This is a genomic window from Pseudomonas sp. NPDC087614 (assembly GCF_044743485.1).
Lineage (GTDB): Bacteria > Pseudomonadota > Gammaproteobacteria > Pseudomonadales > Pseudomonadaceae > Aquipseudomonas > Aquipseudomonas baetica_A.
In genome coordinates, this window is record NZ_JBIUWN010000094.1 from 1 (window position 1) to 18,133 (window position 18,133).

The 18,133-nt window shown below is 52.9% G+C and carries 14 protein-coding genes and 2 pseudogenes; 9 read left to right on the forward strand and 7 right to left on the reverse strand.

The features are described 5' to 3' along the window. Positions 1–722 precede the first annotated feature (722 nt). The 4 genes and pseudogenes from ACIOWA_RS24510 to ACIOWA_RS24525 form a co-directional block, all read left to right on the forward strand. A pseudogene (locus ACIOWA_RS24510) lies at positions 723–1,095 on the forward strand (transposase); the annotation flags it as partial. Between the two features lie 173 nt (positions 1,096–1,268). Beyond that, on the forward strand, positions 1,269–2,378 hold the full coding sequence (locus ACIOWA_RS24515; protein WP_401162354.1) for an alcohol dehydrogenase catalytic domain-containing protein: 1,110 nt from the start codon (positions 1,269–1,271) through the stop codon (positions 2,376–2,378). A gap of 105 nt (positions 2,379–2,483) precedes the next feature. Further along, the gene (locus ACIOWA_RS24520; protein ID WP_401162356.1) at positions 2,484–3,485 is read left to right on the forward strand and encodes an AraC family transcriptional regulator; all 1,002 of its coding nucleotides are present in this window, start codon (positions 2,484–2,486) and stop codon (positions 3,483–3,485) included. Between the two features lie 38 nt (positions 3,486–3,523). Then, positions 3,524–3,634 (forward strand): annotated as a pseudogene (locus ACIOWA_RS24525) (GntR family transcriptional regulator); the annotation flags it as partial. 358 nt (positions 3,635–3,992) lie between these two features. Here the strand turns inward: ACIOWA_RS24525 and ACIOWA_RS24530 are convergent. Both ACIOWA_RS24530 and ACIOWA_RS24535 read right to left on the reverse strand, forming a co-directional pair. Next, positions 3,993–4,622 (reverse strand): TetR family transcriptional regulator, encoded by a 630-nt coding sequence (locus ACIOWA_RS24530; RefSeq protein ID WP_401162358.1) that lies wholly within the window; start codon positions 4,620–4,622, stop codon positions 3,993–3,995. Positions 4,623–4,631: 9 nt separating this feature from the next. Next, positions 4,632–5,411 (reverse strand): IclR family transcriptional regulator, encoded by a 780-nt coding sequence (locus tag ACIOWA_RS24535; protein WP_401162360.1) that lies wholly within the window; start codon positions 5,409–5,411, stop codon positions 4,632–4,634. Between the two features lie 287 nt (positions 5,412–5,698). Between ACIOWA_RS24535 and srpA the strand changes: the two genes are divergently transcribed. The 5 genes from srpA to ACIOWA_RS24560 all read left to right on the forward strand — a co-directional run bounded on the left by srpA (position 5,699) and on the right by ACIOWA_RS24560 (position 12,103). Continuing rightward, on the forward strand, positions 5,699–6,793 hold the full coding sequence (srpA, locus tag ACIOWA_RS24540) for a solvent efflux RND transporter periplasmic adaptor subunit SrpA (RefSeq protein WP_401162379.1): 1,095 nt from the start codon (positions 5,699–5,701) through the stop codon (positions 6,791–6,793). 11 nt (positions 6,794–6,804) lie between these two features. After that, entirely contained in the window at positions 6,805–9,954 is a 3,150-nt protein-coding gene (gene srpB / locus ACIOWA_RS24545) for a solvent efflux RND transporter permease subunit SrpB (protein ID WP_401162361.1), read from the forward strand. Continuing rightward, complete coding sequence (locus ACIOWA_RS24550) at positions 9,944–11,356, forward strand: efflux transporter outer membrane subunit (RefSeq protein WP_401162363.1); 1,413 nt, start codon at positions 9,944–9,946, stop codon at positions 11,354–11,356. The genes srpB and ACIOWA_RS24550 overlap by 11 nt, the downstream gene beginning before the upstream one ends. A 152-nt stretch (positions 11,357–11,508) precedes the next feature. Further along, positions 11,509–11,826, forward strand: a complete 318-nt coding sequence (locus tag ACIOWA_RS24555; RefSeq protein ID WP_401162365.1) for an antibiotic biosynthesis monooxygenase — start codon at positions 11,509–11,511, stop codon at positions 11,824–11,826. Then, a complete protein-coding gene (locus ACIOWA_RS24560) occupies positions 11,810–12,103 on the forward strand; it encodes a LysR family transcriptional regulator (protein ID WP_401162367.1) in 294 nt (97 codons plus the stop codon). Before ACIOWA_RS24555 ends, ACIOWA_RS24560 begins: the two co-directional genes overlap by 17 nt. Before the next feature lie 719 nt (positions 12,104–12,822). Here ACIOWA_RS24560 and ACIOWA_RS24565 read toward each other — a convergent pair. The 5 genes from ACIOWA_RS24565 to ACIOWA_RS24585 all read right to left on the reverse strand — a co-directional run bounded on the left by ACIOWA_RS24565 (position 12,823) and on the right by ACIOWA_RS24585 (position 17,862). After that, entirely contained in the window at positions 12,823–13,677 is an 855-nt protein-coding gene (locus tag ACIOWA_RS24565; RefSeq protein ID WP_401162369.1) for a helix-turn-helix transcriptional regulator, read from the reverse strand. A gap of 34 nt (positions 13,678–13,711) precedes the next feature. Next, on the reverse strand, positions 13,712–14,335 hold the full coding sequence (locus tag ACIOWA_RS24570; protein ID WP_401162371.1) for a YbhB/YbcL family Raf kinase inhibitor-like protein: 624 nt from the start codon (positions 14,333–14,335) through the stop codon (positions 13,712–13,714). 487 nt (positions 14,336–14,822) lie between these two features. Beyond that, complete coding sequence (locus ACIOWA_RS24575) at positions 14,823–15,707, reverse strand: LysR family transcriptional regulator (protein ID WP_401162373.1); 885 nt, start codon at positions 15,705–15,707, stop codon at positions 14,823–14,825. A gap of 57 nt (positions 15,708–15,764) precedes the next feature. Continuing rightward, positions 15,765–16,517: an Asp/Glu racemase gene (locus ACIOWA_RS24580; RefSeq protein WP_401162375.1), complete on the reverse strand. Its 753-nt coding sequence runs from the start codon at positions 16,515–16,517 to the stop codon at positions 15,765–15,767. A 25-nt stretch (positions 16,518–16,542) separates the two neighbouring features. Continuing rightward, entirely contained in the window at positions 16,543–17,862 is a 1,320-nt protein-coding gene (locus ACIOWA_RS24585; RefSeq protein WP_401162377.1) for an MFS transporter, read from the reverse strand. Between the last annotated feature and the right edge of the window lie 271 nt (positions 17,863–18,133).

Below are 18,133 nucleotides of genomic sequence, written 5' to 3' on the forward strand. Positions count from 1 at the left end.
TCAGGTGAATAGTACGGCACGACCAGTCTCTTTCCGCCCCCGATATGCTTTTTTTGGAAAAACCGGAGAGGCGACAACTATCCTGACACCGGGGGATGGATAGGCCTCTCATCGACTATCCATAAATCAAAACTAGCTAATCACCCTAGCTGTTTCTTCGCCTCACCAACTAGTTGCGCTAATTCTGTTTTCAGCTAAGAAAATAACTTTTTCGATGCATGAGCGATCTCAGGGTGTGTGAGCCAGGTCAAGAATCTGATGATGACCGATCTCAATGCCATGCGGCGCACAACATCCAACTCAAGACAGAGCGTTTATCGCCTGCACCAAACTACGTGGCCTACTACGTAGTAATGACGCGGCGTTCAATTTTCTCCGTCATCGAATTTTGTTCGATACACGGTTAGGAGCCGCGTACTACCTCAACGTTCTCTTATCGATGATTACATCGAGACTGCCAATCACGCCATTGAGAGACCGGACATTTCACTCAAGGTTTCGTGGCGGAGCTGCACATCAGGTTCTTCATGCAGTATTAAGCGGGGGCATTTGCGGCACGGAAGCGTATTCTCTTCACGATATGTTGCCCCTTGATGATGGATCGATGGACACTTTGTAAATCCTTGTGATGGCGCGGGCCCTCCTTCAAAGTGGTGCACTACTACCGCACCAAGAACACGTTCGCTTCTTAGAAACTCACTCATCGAGAGCAGTGTGTCGACATGGGCCGACCAGCAACTGTCATTACCCTATCTGAAAACGGATAGAGTGGAACTGCTCAGACGGATCAAGCTCCGGAAAGGCGCCCAGGATGCACGCCTGCGCGCCGAAATAATCCTCGCTTGTGCAGCCGGCGAGTCAGGCAACGCCACCGCTTTGCGGTTGAAAACCAGTAAGGATGTGGTGTTTCGATGGTGCCAGCGTTTTTCTGAATTGGGATTGCTGGGCTTGAACGATGAGCCGCGCTCTGGTCGGCCCCGCACCTTTTCGGATGAGCAAGTTCAGCAAGTGGTCAATCATGTATTGCAAGGCAAACCTGACGACTCCAGTCATTGGAATACGCGGCGCATGGCCCAAGATCTGGCCGCACCACCTCAACCCTCAGCGAGCGACGCCAATTAATTTCGTTATCTGGATAGCGGCTACTGGACCTGGATAGCCATGTTTGAAGTCGAGCGGATAATTAGAGCTGTGGTCGATGCGCCGGTCACACCTCAACGGCTCCCAAGAGCCCCCAGCCCTGACAACAAAAAACGAGGGTTTGCTTCATGCCTGGTACGATGTTGGCCGCTCGCCTCCACGAAGTTGGTGGCAAATTTACCGTGGACGAAATTCCGCTTCCTGATGTTGGAGAGCATGACGTCCTGATCAAAACTGCCACCTGTGCTGTTATCCCCAATTTGCGTAACGTCGTCACAAATTTTCCAGAGTGGTACCCGTTTCTACCACTGCCTGAGCTGCCTGCTGTGTTCGGCTTAGACGCTGCTGGCACCGTGATATCGGTTGGTCGCTCCGTGAAAGATTTCAAGGAAGGCGACCGGGTCTATGTCAATCCTGGACTGAGCTGCGGTACATGCAAACAGTGCCAGGCCGGCCTTCCGACGCGGTGCGCTAGCTACACCTTCATGGGCTATTTCGGATTCAGCCCGTCTTCGAAAGAGGTATTCCGCGAGTATCGCCATGCAGGGTACGCCCAATACCTCCGAGCACCTGCGCGTAACCTGATCACTTTGGCTGACGACTTGTCATTCGAGCTAGCCACACGCCTTGGATACCTGGGCACTGCTTACTCTGCGTTGAAAAAGCTCGAACTCACGCCAGGTAAGAGCTTGCTGGTTCTGGGGGCTTCTGGAACCTTGGGTATCGGCGCGACGCTTGTCGCAGTAGCGATGGGCGTGACGGATATCCTCGTGGCAGCACGAGATGGGACTGCACTCGAACGGCTCCGCCAACTGGCCCCAAAGCGCATTCGTACGCTGCAGATCACGAGTACCGACTTGCATTCAAGCATTCGTGAAATGGCTCTGTGCGGAGTTGATGCAGTCGTTGATACGCTTGGCGCGAAGGCTCCGGCGGAGCTTTCTGTTTCGGCCATGAACGCCGTCACGTCGGGAGGAAAGATCGTACAGATCGGCGGTGTCAGCGGACCTATTCCGATCGATCCCCACCCGTTCATGTGTACCCAGCTTCAGTACATCGGCTCCCTGTGGTTCACCACCGCAGAAGCGCAGGAGCTGATGGCGTTGATCAGAGCGGGATTGCTCGACACCAATCAGTGGGCGCCTCGGCCGTACACGTTGGACCAGCTCAACCAAGCCCTTGAAGACATCCAAACCGATGCCAGCGGCTTCTTGAACTACCATATCATGCACGACTAACGGCGAAGCATGGCGACGATACAGATCGTCGCCATGACGTTGTTCTCAACTCCCATTTGTTGCTAGGTTGCTCGTATAACTTATTGCCGTTCTTGAGGGCTTTCCATGACCTGGCCCAATGTCTTCCCATTTATACCATCTGATCAGGTCCTCGCGGATTTCAGTGTCTGCGAGTCGTCCAATCTTGAGGAGGCAGTGCTGTGCGGTGAGCGGATGTTTTGCAAGAACCAGATTGAGAAAAAGGGAGCTGACTTCAAGGCTCAATTTTTTCATCGATCGGCTGGCGAGGCTGGGGTTGCCAGAATGTCCTTTGGGGGAGAGGTCGCTATCCACTCAGGGAAGCTGGATAATATCGTGCTGGTCCAGTCGGTCCTCACTGGACATGAGCACGTGATCAGTGATCAGTTACGCCTCACCTGCAACCCGGGGCATGTCACAGTTTTCAACTACCATCGACACTCCTTCTTCAATCATTTCCCTGGCACTGACAAGCTGCTCGTCCGTATTGATCGAACGCTGCTGGAAACCATGCTTCAACGTCAGTTGGGGAGGAGTATCAAGCAAGACATTTTCTTTCAGCCTCAGTTGCCAATGGATACCTTCGCTGGCCAGAATTGGCTGCAGGCACTGGGGTGGGCTTACAGCCAGCTATCGTCCAAGTCATTACATTCATCGCATCTACAAAGCCTAATTGGTGAGGTGCTGGCCTCTTCTTTGCTCGAGTTTCATGAAAGTAATCACAGTCAGGCGCTGCGAGATTCGGCCGAAAAGAAGGTAGTCCCCGCGGTTGTACGGATGATTGAGGAGTTCATTGAAGAGCATGCTCAAGAGCCCCTCACGATCTCGCAGATTGCAAGGCACGCTGGCGTGACTGCTCGAACAGTTCAGCTGAGTTTTCAACGCTTCCGCGGACTGTCACCGATGCAATTCTTGAAAGAGATTCGCCTGCAGCGTGTTCGTGTAGATCTCGAAACCCAGCAGCATGCTCACGTTCAGGTGTCGTCCACGGCATTGAAATGGGGCTTCACCCATCTCGGTCGATTTTCCTCTGATTACAAGCAGCGATTCGGAGAATCACCTTCCATGACGACCAAGCGACGAGGGTGATAAATGAGCTTGGCTCAACATCTGTTGATGGCAAACCCCTAGCCTTCCTTCGCATTGGTGCGCGTAAGCTGGCGGCTCTGGAGCGGTTGTTGGATGAGATGGATGCCTATCGCGACGAGGGCGCCGCGTGGGTCTGCTGCCACCGCGCCTTAGGAATACGGGCCTTCTGGCCAAGCTTGGATGGAGGCGGTACGACGCTCGAACAAACCGTTCTTGAATACGGTGGTCATCGGCGACGAATCTTCACAGCGATTGGCAGGCGGTACGAGAAAATCCACGAAGCGGGAGCAGTTTTAGTACGCTCAGACGTTTACATTGCATGGGGAAGAGTCAACCAGTTTGGTCGTTGGAATATGCGATTGGGCAACTGCGGCAGGCGCTTCAGCGCTTATTCGGATAGACAGTGAGCACAGGCTCAGCCTTAGCGGTCGGCCTTTTACACCCGACAAAGTCTCGTTTGATCGCAATAGCTGGGTACATGCCCTGTTGCGCTTCCTTCTTCCGATATCAGGTCTGCTCAGCCAATGGATTTGACTGGAGTAGGTGAGGCGGCGGATGTTTGAGCAGATACAGCAAAGATTGGAGCGTGGAATTAATGATGTAGGTGTCTTGCTCAGGGCATTTCAGGCACTCATACAACAGGCCGGTTACAGAACCCTTCAAAATATCGGTCACTGTTCGAACGTTGAGTTTGTCAGACAGCTCTCCACGTGCGATGGCGTTCTCAAGAACCGAGCACAGGTGACGGATAAATTGCGCACGTGCTTTAACCAAGCGCAACTGGATCTCGCCAGTATCATCTAGGCCGTGATAAATCAGGATCTCTGAAAGCTGCTTTGACTGTTGCCTACTGACTGCATTGATCAGAGCAGCCTGTACCCGTGTCCAAGCGGTTTCTAGGCAGGAATCTGTGGATATCTCCAATTCAAGTGGGTGTGCTTGCTCTGTCAAAACCGAGCGGAGTAGATCCTGTTTATCTTTGAAGTGCCAATAGATCGCCCCTCGAGTCATACCCGCTCTTCGTGCAATTTGATCGAGCGTCGTGTCAGGGAATCCTTGGGTGGCAAAAATTTCGGCAGCGGCATCAAGGATGCGCTGGCGTGTCTTCGCGGTTTCTGCTGCGGTTTTTCTAGCCATTTGTTTGCTTCAAGACGATTTCTTAGACGCACGTCCGATGGCGCGCTCAATTTTTTGCTTGCTGTCCCGCAATGCTGATTGAAGAACTTTTGCTCTTGAGGTCGCCCGGGAGCTTGGCAGTACGATCGCAATGGAAAAATACCCGAGGTAGGTATCCAATGGCACGGCGAACGAGCAAACCCCCTCGATATGTTCATCGCGATCTGTTGCTACACCTCCCGCTTGCACCTGCGATAGCTGTTTGTCGAGTGCCTGACGGTCCAGTGTGTTAGCGGTAAAAACTGGAAGGGGATCAAGCAGCAGCGTCCGCAACGCTTCTGCTGAAAGTGTTGCCAACAATGCCTTGCCGGCGGCGGTAGATGTAGCAGGGACGTTGATGCCGATCGGAAACACAACACGCAGTTCGCGCTCCGCCACGATTCTGTCCAACACATAAATTTTATCGCCTGCCAACGACGCTAGGCATACCGACTCTTGCAGCTCATCGGCCAAGGACTGCAGGTAGGGCTTAATCAGCGAAATGATGTCCGTTTGCGCTTGGTTGATGAGTTGACCAAGTGCAGGACCTAGCTTGAATCCACCACTCGGGCCTAACGCTTCAACCAAAAACTCCTCTTCCAGAGCATTAATAATGCGCTGTACGGTTGATCGAGGCAGGCTAACAATTTGTGCGATCGCGGCCAGACTCAATCCCTGAGGATGCTCGCCCAACGCCCGCATGATGGAGGCCGCACGGGCAATAACCTGGATACCTCCAGATTTTTCAACACTCTCGGCTGCTTGATTCATATCTCTCCTCAGCGCAGCAAAACTGCCGCGTAATCATTGATTTAGCTGCCACTCTAGTGCTGTGCACGTTACTACGCCAGCAACCAATTACACGCAGTCCTTGCTGAAACCCCTTGGCCACAAATTATCGATGCTTGCTTGCGTTGCTAGTATCGCTAGATGATACACTATCCCGCATCGTGATTCAGCGATCAAACGCCTCGACCCTGAGGCAGCGAGATGGAGCCCAGACGGTGAAACACCAAATTCCTTTGCGTGCGATACACATAATTCCTTTAACAGCGATCATGCTGATATCTGGCTGTGGGAAGAAGGAGGAGGGCATAACTACCTCCCCACCTCCTGAGGTGGGGGTGTACACAGTGCGTGCACAAGCATTCACGCTTACGACTGATTTACCTGGACGAACCTCGGCTAATCGAGTTGCTGAGGTCCGTCCTCAGGTTTCGGGAATTATTCAAAAACGATTGTTCAGGGAGGGAGCTGAGGTCAAACAGGGTCAGCAGCTCTACCAGATCGATCCCCGCACTTATCAAGCTCAGTTGCAGCGTGCGGAGGCGAATCGCACTACCGCCGCAAATTTGGCTCGGCGTTACGAAACTCTTTTGAAAAGCAAAGCAGTTAGCCAGCAGCAATTCGACGATGCGTTTGCTGCCTCTAAACAGGCCGAGGCCGACTATCAGGTTGCTCTGGTCAACGTGCAGTACACAAAAGTGCTGTCACCAATTTCGGGCCGTATCGGCCGTTCTATCGTGACAGAAGGGGCTCTGGCCACTAACGGTCAAGATCAGGCCCTGGCTACTGTCACTCAGCTTGATCCCATTTTTGTGGATGTTAGTCAGCCGATCACCAAGCTGCTGGGGCTTCAAAAAGCACTGGATTCGGGACGTCTCCAGAAGTCTGGAGATAATCAGGCGCAGGTTAGCCTGACGCTTGATGACGGCAGTGCTTACCCCATTCCAGGTGTACTCAGATTCTCCGAAGTCAGTGTCGATCCGACTACCGGATCCGTCACGCTGCGCGCTGAATTTCCTAACCCGGACCGCAAGCTTTTGCCTGGCATGTTTGTGCATGCGCTGCTGAAAGAGGGAGTTCAAAAGTCCGCCATCTTAGTGCCGCAGCAAGCTCTTACCCGTGATACCCGCGGAGTGGCAACCGTCTGGGTCGTAAAGACTGACAACAGCGTGGAACTGCGCGAAGTAGAAACCCTACGTTCGGTAGGCAATGCCTGGCTGATCGGCGAAGGCATGGAGGATGGTGAAAAAGTCATCACCGAGGGAGTCCAACGTGTCCGCAATGGAATCACCGTCAGCGCTGTTGAAGCCAAGAACGTCAATTTGGCAGCTGAATTCGCCATCAAATCCAATGCCTCGGCTAAATAAGGGGCCCGCTCATGTCTCGTTTTTTTATCGATAGGCCAATTTTTGCCTGGGTACTTGCGATAGTCGCGATGCTTGCCGGTACCCTGTCATTGGTGAAAATGCCAATCAGCCAATACCCCAACATTGCTGCTCCCGCGGTTTCTATTCAAGTTAGCTATCCTGGTGCCTCTGCTCAAACCGTGCAAGACACGGTGGTACAGGTAATCGAGCAGCAGCTCAGTGGCATGGATGGGTTTCGCTACATGTCTGCTGAAAGCGCTTCCGATGGCAGCATGACCATCATTGTTACTTTCGAGCAGGGTACCGACCCGGATATCGCACAGGTTCAAGTGCAGAACAAGCTGCAGTTGGCGACGCCTCGTCTTCCTGAGGAGGTACAGCGTCAAGGGCTGCGCGTGGTGAAGTACCAGATGAACTTCTTCTTGGTGCTCAGCCTAGTGGATCGTTCGGGCAAGCTGGATAACTTTGACTTAGGCAACCTGATTGCCTCGCAACTGCAGGACCCCATCTCTCGGGTCCCTGGGGTTGGTGATTTCCAGCTGTTCGGTTCCCCATATGCGATGCGTATCTGGCTCGATCCTGGAAAGCTCAATAGCTACCAGTTGACCCCGAGCGACGTAGCAGCCGCCATCCGTGAGCAGAACGTTCAGGTTTCGTCTGGTCAATTGGGGGGGCTACCCACGCGTTCTGGAGTTCAGCTAAACGCTACTGTTCTCGGTAAAACGCGCATGACAACCCCAGCGCAGTTTGAGGACGTGCTAGTCAAAGTGAATCCAGACGGTTCACAGGTCCGCTTGAAGGACGTTGGACGAGCCGAGTTGGGTGCGGACAGCTTTGCGATATCTGCCAAATACAAAGAACTGCCGACGGCGAGTCTGGCGTTGCGTTTGTCCACTGGCGGCAATTTGTTGGAGACTGTGGATGCTGTCAAAGCATTGCTGGAAAAGCAGAAGGCCTATCTGCCAGACGGAGTTGAGGTTGTCTATCCGTATGATACGACGCCTGTTGTAAACGCCTCGATTGATTCAGTAGTACACACCATCATCGAAGCCGTCGTACTGGTCTTCCTAGTGATGTACCTGTTCTTGCAAAGTTTCCGAGCTACGTTGATTCCAACCCTGGCTGTTCCCGTTGTTTTGCTGGCGACGTTCGCATTGCTTCCGTATTTTGGGATCAGCATCAACGTTTTGACCATGTACGCAATGGTCCTTGCGATCGGCCTGCTCGTTGACGATGCCATCGTCGTTGTAGAGAACGTCGAGCGTCTCATGCACGAGGAAGGGTTATCTCCGTTAGAAGCTACTCGTAAATCCATGGACCAGATTTCCGGTGCTTTGGTCGGTATCGGAATGGTCCTGTCGGCTGTCTTCATTCCAATGGCGTTCTTTGGCGGCTCTGCGGGGATCATCTATAAGCAGTTTGCCGTTACCATCGTGTTGTGCATGGGCTTGTCGATTCTCGTTGCGATGATCTTCACACCAGCCTTGTGCGTCACCATTTTGAAAGCGCCTCACGGTGATGCCCATCATGAAAAAAAGGGATTTTTTGGTTGGTTCAACCGAACGTTTGATCGCGGCACATGGCGCTTTGAACGCGGCATTGGCGCGATGCTCAAGCACCGTGGTCGGTATCTCCTTGCTTTCGCATTGATTACTGCGGCTACCGGCTATTTGTTCACCCAGATCCCCAAAGCATTTTTGCCGAATGAGGACCAGGGGTTGATGATGGTCGAGGTTCGCATGCCTCCCAACTCCTCTGCAGAGCGAACAGAGGCCGTGCTTGACGATGTGCGCAACTACCTGCTGAACGAGGAAGGCGCATCGGTCGAGCATGTACTCACCGTAAACGGCTTCAACTTTGCCGGTCGTGGTCAAAACTCTGGGTTGGCTTTGATCACTTTGAAAGATTGGTCCGTCCGTCACGACAAAGGCCATGATGTGTTCAGCATCGCTCAAAGGGCCAACCAACATTTTGCCAGCATCAAGGATGCGAGTGTCATGTCCTTTGTTCCTCCGGCCATTTTGGAGATGGGCAATGCGATGGGGTTCAACCTTTACCTTCAAGACAATTTAGGACTGGGTCATGAGGCGCTGATGGCTGCACGCGATCAATTCTTGCAGCTGGCCGGCAAACATCCGACGCTTCAGGCTGTTCGCCCAAACGGAAAGGATGATGAACCACAGTTTCAGGTAAAGATTGATGACGAGAAAGCTCGCGCCTTACAGGTGAGCATCGCAGCCATCAACGAGACTATGACCGCTGCCTGGGGGTCGATGTACGTCAACGATTTCATTGATCGTGGTCGCGTGAAACGCGTTTACATCCAGGGCGAGGATACTTCACGCATTTCTCCTGAAGATTTTGAAAAGTGGTACGTACGTAATAGCTTGAACCAGATGGTGCCGTTCTCGGCATTTGCCACGAGCGAGTGGGTTCAGGGATCACCGAAACTGGAGCGCTATGGTGGTATTTCTTCGGTGAACATTTTGGGTGAGCCTGCCCCTGGTTACAGTACCGGCGACGCAATGGTTGCCATCGCTGAGATCATGCAGCAACTGCCAAATGGCATTGGTGTGAACTACACAGGCCTGTCCTATGAAGAAATTCAAACTGGTGACCAGGCACCGATGTTGTATGCGCTCACGGTGATGATTGTTTTCCTCTGCTTGGCCGCTCTGTATGAGAGCTGGTCAGTGCCAGTGTCCGTAATGCTGGTCGTTCCACTAGGCATCTTGGGCGCAGTGGCCGCAACGCTATGGCGAGATCTGACCGCAGATGTGTATTTCCAGATCGGCTTGATGACGACTGTAGGCTTGTCTGCCAAGAACGCGATTCTGATCGTCGAGTTTGCAAAAGAACTGTACGAGAAGCAGGGGTATCCATTGGTAAAAGCAGCTATCGAGGCATCGAAACTGCGACTGCGGCCGATTCTTATGACATCCATGGCGTTTACCTTTGGTGTACTTCCAATGGCGATTTCGTCAGGCGCAGGTTCGGGTAGTCAGCACTCCATCGCTACCGGCGTGGTCGGCGGCATGATTACCGCTACGGTCCTCGCTGTGTTCTTCGTACCACTGTTCTTCGTAGTGATCATCAAGTTGTTCGAGGGTTTCATGAAGCGCGATCCGAAAGCTGTTGAAGGAGAAAAGCATGAAGCTTAAAACTCTGCCGATAGCCGCCGTCCTTATTCTCAGTGGGTGCAGTTTGATTCCTGACTATCAACGGCCTACACCTCCAATCGAAGCAAGTTGGCCGCAAGGACGTGCTTATGGCGAAAACCAGAACGCCCAGAGCCAGCCGGTCAACCTCCCGGCGGTGGATCAGTTCTTTAAAGACCCAGCACTGGTTCGCCTGCTTGGTACAGCACTGAAAAACAACCGCGACCTGCGAATCGCGGCGAAGAATGTTGAAGCCTATCGCGCGTTGTATCGCATTCAGCGAGCAGAACGATTCCCGACGCTAGATGCGTCGGCGTCTGGAGATCGTCGACGGCTACCGGATGACCTTTCGACTACCGGGGAGTCGGGTATTCAGAGCCAGTACCAAGTCGGGTTCGTAACTTCATACGAGCTCGATCTTTTCGGCCGTATTCAAAGCCTGTCTACGCAAGCGCTTGAACAGTACCTTGCAACTGAGGAAGCCCAACGTAGTGTTCATATTGCTTTGATCGGCGATGTGGCGACTACTTATTTCCTCTGGCGTACTGATTTGGCCTTATTGGAGTTAACTGAAGCGACCCTTGCAAGTCATGTTGAAAGTTTGGACATGATTGAAGCGACCGCCGGGGCAGGAACCGCCTCCGAACTGGATGTGCGGCAGGCGCGGACTTTGGTCAACCAAGCGACGGCCCAAAAGGCGTTATACACCCGTCGCACTGCCGAAGATGCCAACGCGCTGCAATTGCTTCTGGGAAGTCCTGTGCCAGTGGAGCTTTCTCAGGGCACACCCTTGACCATCAATGCGTTAGCCAAGGTTCCAGGCGGGCTTCCCTCGGATCTTTTGCTCAATCGTCCTGATATCCGGGCGGCCGAACACCAGTTGTTAGCAGCAAATGCCAACATCGGTGCCGCACGCGCAGCCTTTTTTCCGCGAATTAGCCTGACGGCGTCGGCGGGGACTTCCAGCAATGACCTGGACGGTCTGTTTAATAGTGGTTCCGAGAGCTGGAGCTTTGTGCCCCAGATCAGTGTGCCTATCTTTAATGCTGGCCGGCTACGGGCAAACCTCGAATACGCTGAAATTCAAAAGGAAGTCAGTGTTGCAACTTACGAGAAAAGCATTCAAATCGCTTTTCGTGAAGTTGCTGATGGATTGGCCGCGCGGGGAACCTATGGTGAACAACTTTCCGCCCAGGTGCTGCTGGTGGACAACTATAAGGCGTATTTGAAATTGGCGAAGCAGCGTTATGAGCAAGGTGTAGACAGCTACTTGACCGTTCTCGACGCACAAAGAGAATTGTTCGCTTCCCAGCAAAAATTACTCAATGACCAATTGGGACAGATTAGTAGCGAGGTGCAGCTCTATAAAGCACTCGGAGGAGGATGGAGTGCAGGACGTATTTAAAAGTGCGACAATTTTAAGTTAGAAGTGACTGAAGCTTAAAGCCGCGTCGGCTGAACAGCTCCAAGCCCATCCGTCAGTGAAGAGGGTTTCCCTCGACTCGTCTACGGACTGAGTAGTAGGGACCCTATACCCTTATTTAGCGGGTCATTATCATGGAACTTGGCAATATCAATACCTTGGAAGTGTTTTTTTCTGCGCCCGTTGAAGATGTATTTATTGATGGGGTGGAGATGATTCTTGATGTCTTAAAGACACATGATGGGTGTTTAGGGTACGAAATGGCTTCAGTTCAGCATGTACCAGGCGCGATTCTTTTTACCGGATATTGGGAGGATGAGGAAAGTATGCTTGAGCACTGTTCCAGTGCGAGCTTTATCGCACTTTTTGACTACCTCATGCCGCGATGCTTCAGCCTGCGGTTTAAAACTTTTTTCATGCGAAGTGAGTCTGAGTGTGAATGTTTCCTTTGATGAAAAAAAACTACTCGATGCCGATCTCCACAGTTTGATTACTTTTGTGGTGGTGCACAGAGAGGGCGGAGTTAGCCGAGCAGCTGCTTGTCTTGGCGTCAAGCAGCCTGCGGTCAGTAACACTCTTGCCAGGCTACGGATTAGATTCAATGATGAGCTCTTTTATCGCAAAGGAATTTGGCGCTCCACCGAAAAAGCTGATCAACTGGTAGAGCTATTGACCTCTGGATTTAAGCAGTTGCAGGATGCGTTACAAAAAATGGACGATTCTGACTAGCTCCTGCCTTAGGTGCTTTTACCTCACAGCGACACTATCATTATCCCTACGGAAAATGTGAGTGTTAGATAACATTAACGCCATATTTTGGAAAAGGCCGCACGAACTCAGGTGGAAAACCTAAGGAGAATAAACGTGTTACCACACATTCGGGAGTAGTGACTGTGGGTGACTGTGCCACAGCTTGTAATTATAAAATAGTTGTTAAGGTTTAGATAATTAACTGTATCGGCTCTTAGTATTGATTGAAATTGTTATCGATCCCGTTTGGCCTAGCCGAGCGTCGCAGGCGAGTGCTGTAGGCGGGCATGGCGACGCTAATCGAGAAGCCTTTTGCTTGGGGCCAGTGAAGCCTAAATCCACACTTACGCCTGCTAAAATTCAGAGCGGTTATGCGGGGTTGTGCAGCGCTATCCGGCGATCGAAGGTGTGGTGTGCGGGCGCATTCACCGCTCGTTGCAATTACGTTTTAGCGGAATAGTATTGTGCACCGCCCCCGGCACGACCACTGTAGTCGGGTTGGCACTGGATGCAGAAGCTGAAGAGGCTTCGTACGTGGAGTCACGCGCGTTACTCCTGCATCACTGGAAACCGGATACGGGTCTGATTACCCACTGGGTTCACATCAGCACATTTATGTGGTGGAAACCATGGTCGACTGTGTTCAACAGAGCTGACCAAAAGCGCGCATATAACGGATGGAGGCATCCGTTTCTTTGTTATCGTCCAGGAGAGAAACCAAAGCGACTTTTAAAGCGCATTGAAAACCTCGAAACGGCACGGTAGCCGCAAGCGTCGGCAATTTGCGAAGTACTAAAGTGCGTCGTTTGTAAAAGCATCATCGCATGGTGCATTCTAATCTCGGTCAACACTGTGTTGAAGCTGATGCCTTCTTCTGCTAGGCGACGCCTTAAGGTGGCCTCGCTGACCGCCAATTCACGACCTACTTCAGCCGCGGTCCAGTTTTTTTCCGGAGCCTTGACCAGCAACTGAGTCAGCCGCTCAACGATGCCAGGAGCTGAAGGGCGAGGAAATACAACGCCCCGTTCCTGCAATGCCAGCAGAAGTCCCAGCAAGCGATTGGTCTGTTGTGCCCCTGAAATGGTTCGCGAGTTGATTCCGCGAATGCAAAACTGCAATGCATCATTCAGATCTTCATCCAGTTCAGTCGTCTTGCATTCATTGACCGTGGATGCGGGCGTGACGTTTTGGCCATAGCGTTGGTGAAACTCAGTGATGAGGCCCGGTGCAAACGTCAAAAAAAGAGAGGTAAACACCGAGCTATTGTTGTCGGGAGTTTTTTGAATATTAGTGATGGAGTTTTTGGCCACGGCCATGAGGGTGTGAGAGTCAGCCAACTCCCAGATCCCTTCATCTTTTTCCAGTGTTAAGTGACCCGATGTCACGATCAGCACCGTAGCCTCAAAAAAGCGAAAGTTAGTCGCATGTTGAGCCTGCATCAGGCGTGGCCTGGCCAGCATGCACATCGTGTTTGCTTTCAGGCGCGCGCCCGATGGCAGCAGCCAGCGGGTGTCGTCGAGTTGCGGGCCAGTCACCGGGTCGGCTCGGTCCATGGAGAGAGTGGGGTTCCTGAAGTTGGCTGGAAAATCACAGGTTCATATTTAGCGTATAGGTTCCTGTAAGGCTGGCCTTGGCCAGTACATGCCCTTGCAGCGCATCAAGAATATTGGCGCCTTGAAGCGGGCCTTGTATCTCGAGGCAGGGTACATCCAGAGCGTAGACAGTGAATACGTAGCGGTGCAGCCGCTCATCATTCCACGGTGGACACGGACCATCGTACCCATAGTAGTCGCCGGACATTTGTGGGTCCGATGCAAACCAGGCCGTGTAGTCATTGAGGCCATGGCGTTGGCCATCCGCGGCCTGCGGACCGTTTTTGCCTTGGGGAGTGATTCCGCTGCTATGGCTCCCTTCGTTAATTTCCCTCTGGCTCGCAGGTATGTCGATCAATAACCAGTGGTAAAAATCTACACGCGGCAATGACGCGGCAATAGATTTACCTTCCTGATTTACATCATCGCCCACACTCGGGACATCTGGGTCCTGGCATATCAGAACGAACGATTGAGCGTGCTCCGGGACTTCCGCCCAGGCCAGATGTGGATTGCGGTTGGTCGAGAGGGTATAGCGGCTCTGCGCGTTGGGAACAGCAAAGGCGTATTCCCCCGGGATGGCGGCGTTGTCATCGAATGAGTTACTGCTCAGTTTCATGGTTGGGCCTGTATAAACGGTTAGGTACCGAACGCCTGACTCATCGAGTAAATGGGCTCTCTGGGATCGGACATTTGCCAGCCTTCGAGAAACAGCTGAGGGAGTGATTTTATAGTGGAGGGGAGTTCTGCCTTTGACCCAGCCAATCATAAACGGCACCCATCCAGTCAACTTGTTCAGGTGGCTGCACCGACCGCTATCGCCATCGGCCAGGGCGTACATCTTAACGCCTGGTGTATGAGCCAATTTTCCTTCACTACTTTCGGCGGCCCATCAATCGTCGCCTCGCGACGCCGTTCGTGAGCGTCCAATAATAAGAGGTGAGAACCTATGTACCCTGCAAAAACTGCTTACATGTTATTAACGCCGCTTTCGCCAAGCTGCTTTCCGCCCACAGCTAATCCAGGTGATTGTGACACCGGTCGATACCTTAAATGGCATAGGCCGGGCTGTCCTTGTAAATTACGCGCTGTGGTGCCGACGAATATCATTGCCCTTCGAGCAAATGATCCAGAAACAATTCTGCTGCGACGGATAGGGATTCCCGTGACCTCACGCACACGCTGAGCTGGCGGGAGGTCCATGCCTCATCCAGTCTGACCATTTTCGCCAGGTCGATTTTATAGATGCTCATACTACCTTCGGGTAGGATTCCAATTCCTACACCCGCTTGAACCATCCCGCACAATGCATCGTAGCTGGACACTTCCATGCAAATTTTCAGTGAACGCCCCAAGTCGTTAGCCGCCTTGATCAGTTGAAAGTTGAGGTGGGTGCCACTTCTCAACGCAACATAACCGTGATCGAGGGTTTCTTTGAAGCTAACGGAATCGCGCGCAGCCAACGGATGATCATTGGGTACCAGAAGCACCAGTTGATCGTGATGAAACGGGAATACATCGATGTCTGCGCCGTGAGGCATGCTGGTGAATATACCGACGTCGGCGCGGTTTTCCGCGACTGCCTTGGTAATGGCCAAACTTTGTCTTTCTTCCATGCTCACGCTGATCAACGGGTACAGGTCCATGAATGACTTGATCTTGGCGGGCATGAATTGGGTGATGGCCGAGATGTTGGCCATCACCCTCACGGACCCACGGCGACCGTGGGAGTAGTCGCGCATCTGTACGACGATTTCGTTGAGATTGTTCAGCGCGCTACGGGCCATGAACAACAGCGAAAGGCCCGCATCAGTCGGGGTGATCCCTTTGTTTGAGCGAATCAGCAACTTTGAATCGAGCAGTTCCTCCAGCTCGCTCAGACGCTTGCTAACCGCTGCCGCCGCGATATTTTCGCGTTTGGCAGCGGCGGCGATAGTGCCCTCTTCAACGACGCTGACGAAAAGTCGCAACGAGACGGGATCAAGTTTCATGTGAGTACCGGGGGCATTCAGGCCTAAGGTGGTTATCCTACCTCACTCGAACTCGACTCAGAACGCTCCGGACAACAGGTGGCCGGCGTTCGGCACGTGAGCTGTCAGACCGAGGGTCTTGAGCATCTGATAAACCGTTGCGACCGACGCCGATAGCACGGGCTTGTCGAGACGGTCCTGCACCACCTGGATCGCCGGCAGCGAAGGCATCTGCACGCAGCAAGACAGTACTACACCGTCGGCCTGGCCAATGTTGAGCCTCTCGGCGTGGGCCACCAGGTTCATGGGGTCCAAGCGGCCGACCTCCAGGTTATCGGAAACCTCCAGGCTAATGGAGTCAACCACCTCAATGCCTGCGGCCTCAATGTAGTCAATTACTTGTTGGGTCAGTGGCTTCATGTACGGGGTGATGATCGAGACTTTTTTGTACTCAAGCATATTCAGGCTGTCGATCAATGCACCGGCAGAACTGAGTACAGGGGCATTCGATTGGTTGGACGCCACTGTTTTGCCCAGACGTGCTTGGGATACTGTGTGATAACCGGCCCCCTGGCACATGATTGCCACGAGGCACGCGTACGCCATCACATCGACCCGTGCGTCGCTGAGTTCCAGTGCGCAGCGGTCGCTGTCGATGTCCATCTTTTTAAGTTCTTCGGGGCTGACATGCATCATTCGCATACGCGCCGAGTGGAAGGTGAAGCGTTCCTCGGGAAAGAGCCCGTAACGCGAGGTCAGCATCGCCGGGATTTCGGTTTCCATTGTGGTATTGGAACTCGGAACAATCTGCCCGATTCGAAAGTTTTTCATGTCTGTGTTCTCTGTGTAGTACAGGTCAATTACCGCTGGTGAGCTGAATGCCTTTGGTTTCCTGCAACGTGAACACCATGATGGCAGCGATCACGTAAGCAACGGAGGCGAGGGAGATGGTTGCCGTAAAGCCGACGATCGGGATTAGGATCGGCACGAGCTTGATCCCGGCGATGGCACCTATCCGTCCGAAGTTGAAGCAAAAACCCGAAGCGGTGGCACGGATACTGGTTGGGAACAACTCGGCATACCAGGCGCCGAAGCCGCTGAAATAACCGGTGAAAAAGCCGAGCAACGCTGCCAGTGAGCCCAGTGTTACGACGTTCTGCGTGGTGAAAATCAACTTTCCGTCCGTCAACGGCATCAACGTCGCCGAGTAGGCAAACACTGGCACCATGATCGCCATGCCGGTGAAGAACGTGGCGAACGCCAGGCGTCGTCCAATGCTCTCCGCCAGGTAGCCGTAAGCCAGATAACCGATGGTGGCGCCGATGCCGATCCAGATAATGAATACCGGCGCTTGGTCGATGCGCACGTTCAATATGTTCTGCAGGTAGGCCGGCATGAAGGTCGTGATGATCCAGTAGCCATACATGCCGAGTACCGAAATGCTCAGGCCCAGCAGGGTGGTTTTCAGGTATCTGGGGTTGAAGATTTCCGTGAGGCGACCCTTGTCGGTGTTGTTGCGCATGAACTCGCGGTTGGCCAGCCAGACAGGTGATTCTTTGACGAACAGCCAAATGAACAACAGGGTCAGGAACGACGGGATCGACGCGTAGATGAATAGCATCCGCCAGGATTCTGGATTACTACTGTCCAGAAAGCTCCAGGCGAAAATTGCAGCGAGAAGACCGCCACCTGACCACCCGGTTTGCATCACCGCGAAGGCCTTGGCTCGGCCTGCTGGAGGCCAGATTTCGGAAACCAGTGCTGCCGCTGCGGACCACAAACCGCCCACGCCGATGCCTACGCCAAAGCGAAATAGATCGAGTTGCCACAGGGTTTCTGCAAAACCGCACAAAAAGGTCCCAATGCCGTAGACCAGCACTGACAGCATCATGGTTTTCTTGCGTCCGATCTTGTCGGAGAGATTGCCCAGGAAAAAACCGCCAATTCCTGTGGCGAGCAGGAACCACGCGACTGTAGAGACAACATCGCTCAACCCAACGGCGAAGGTTGTGGCAATAGCCAAGAGCACGAAGCCAAAGATGGTTGCGTCCAGCGCATCAAACAGCCATGCCGCCCAAGAACCCCCCAAAGTGATATAGCGTTGGTTTGTAGTCAGTGGGTGGCTACCCTTGACGGCTGACGCATTGGTCAGAGACCCGGAAGCTGGGTTGTTCATGAAGAAACCTCACAGAGATGATTTTATTATTTTTGGGGTATGCCCCATGGCAGTTGAGGCTGCCGTGCGACTGCTCATGAAGGCCTGATGTTATGGGCAGGGGAGACGAGGCGTATAGAAGGCATTAATGAGGGTGCCATCGCGCTTGGCGATGGCTGCGTGAGGGGCGGCGAATAGGGGAGTGTCAGATTTTTTGTGTGCGGGCCGGTAACGGCCTGCCGTAAGGCAAGCCCTTCTTTCACCAGTTCAACCTGGTAAATCGATCTCCATA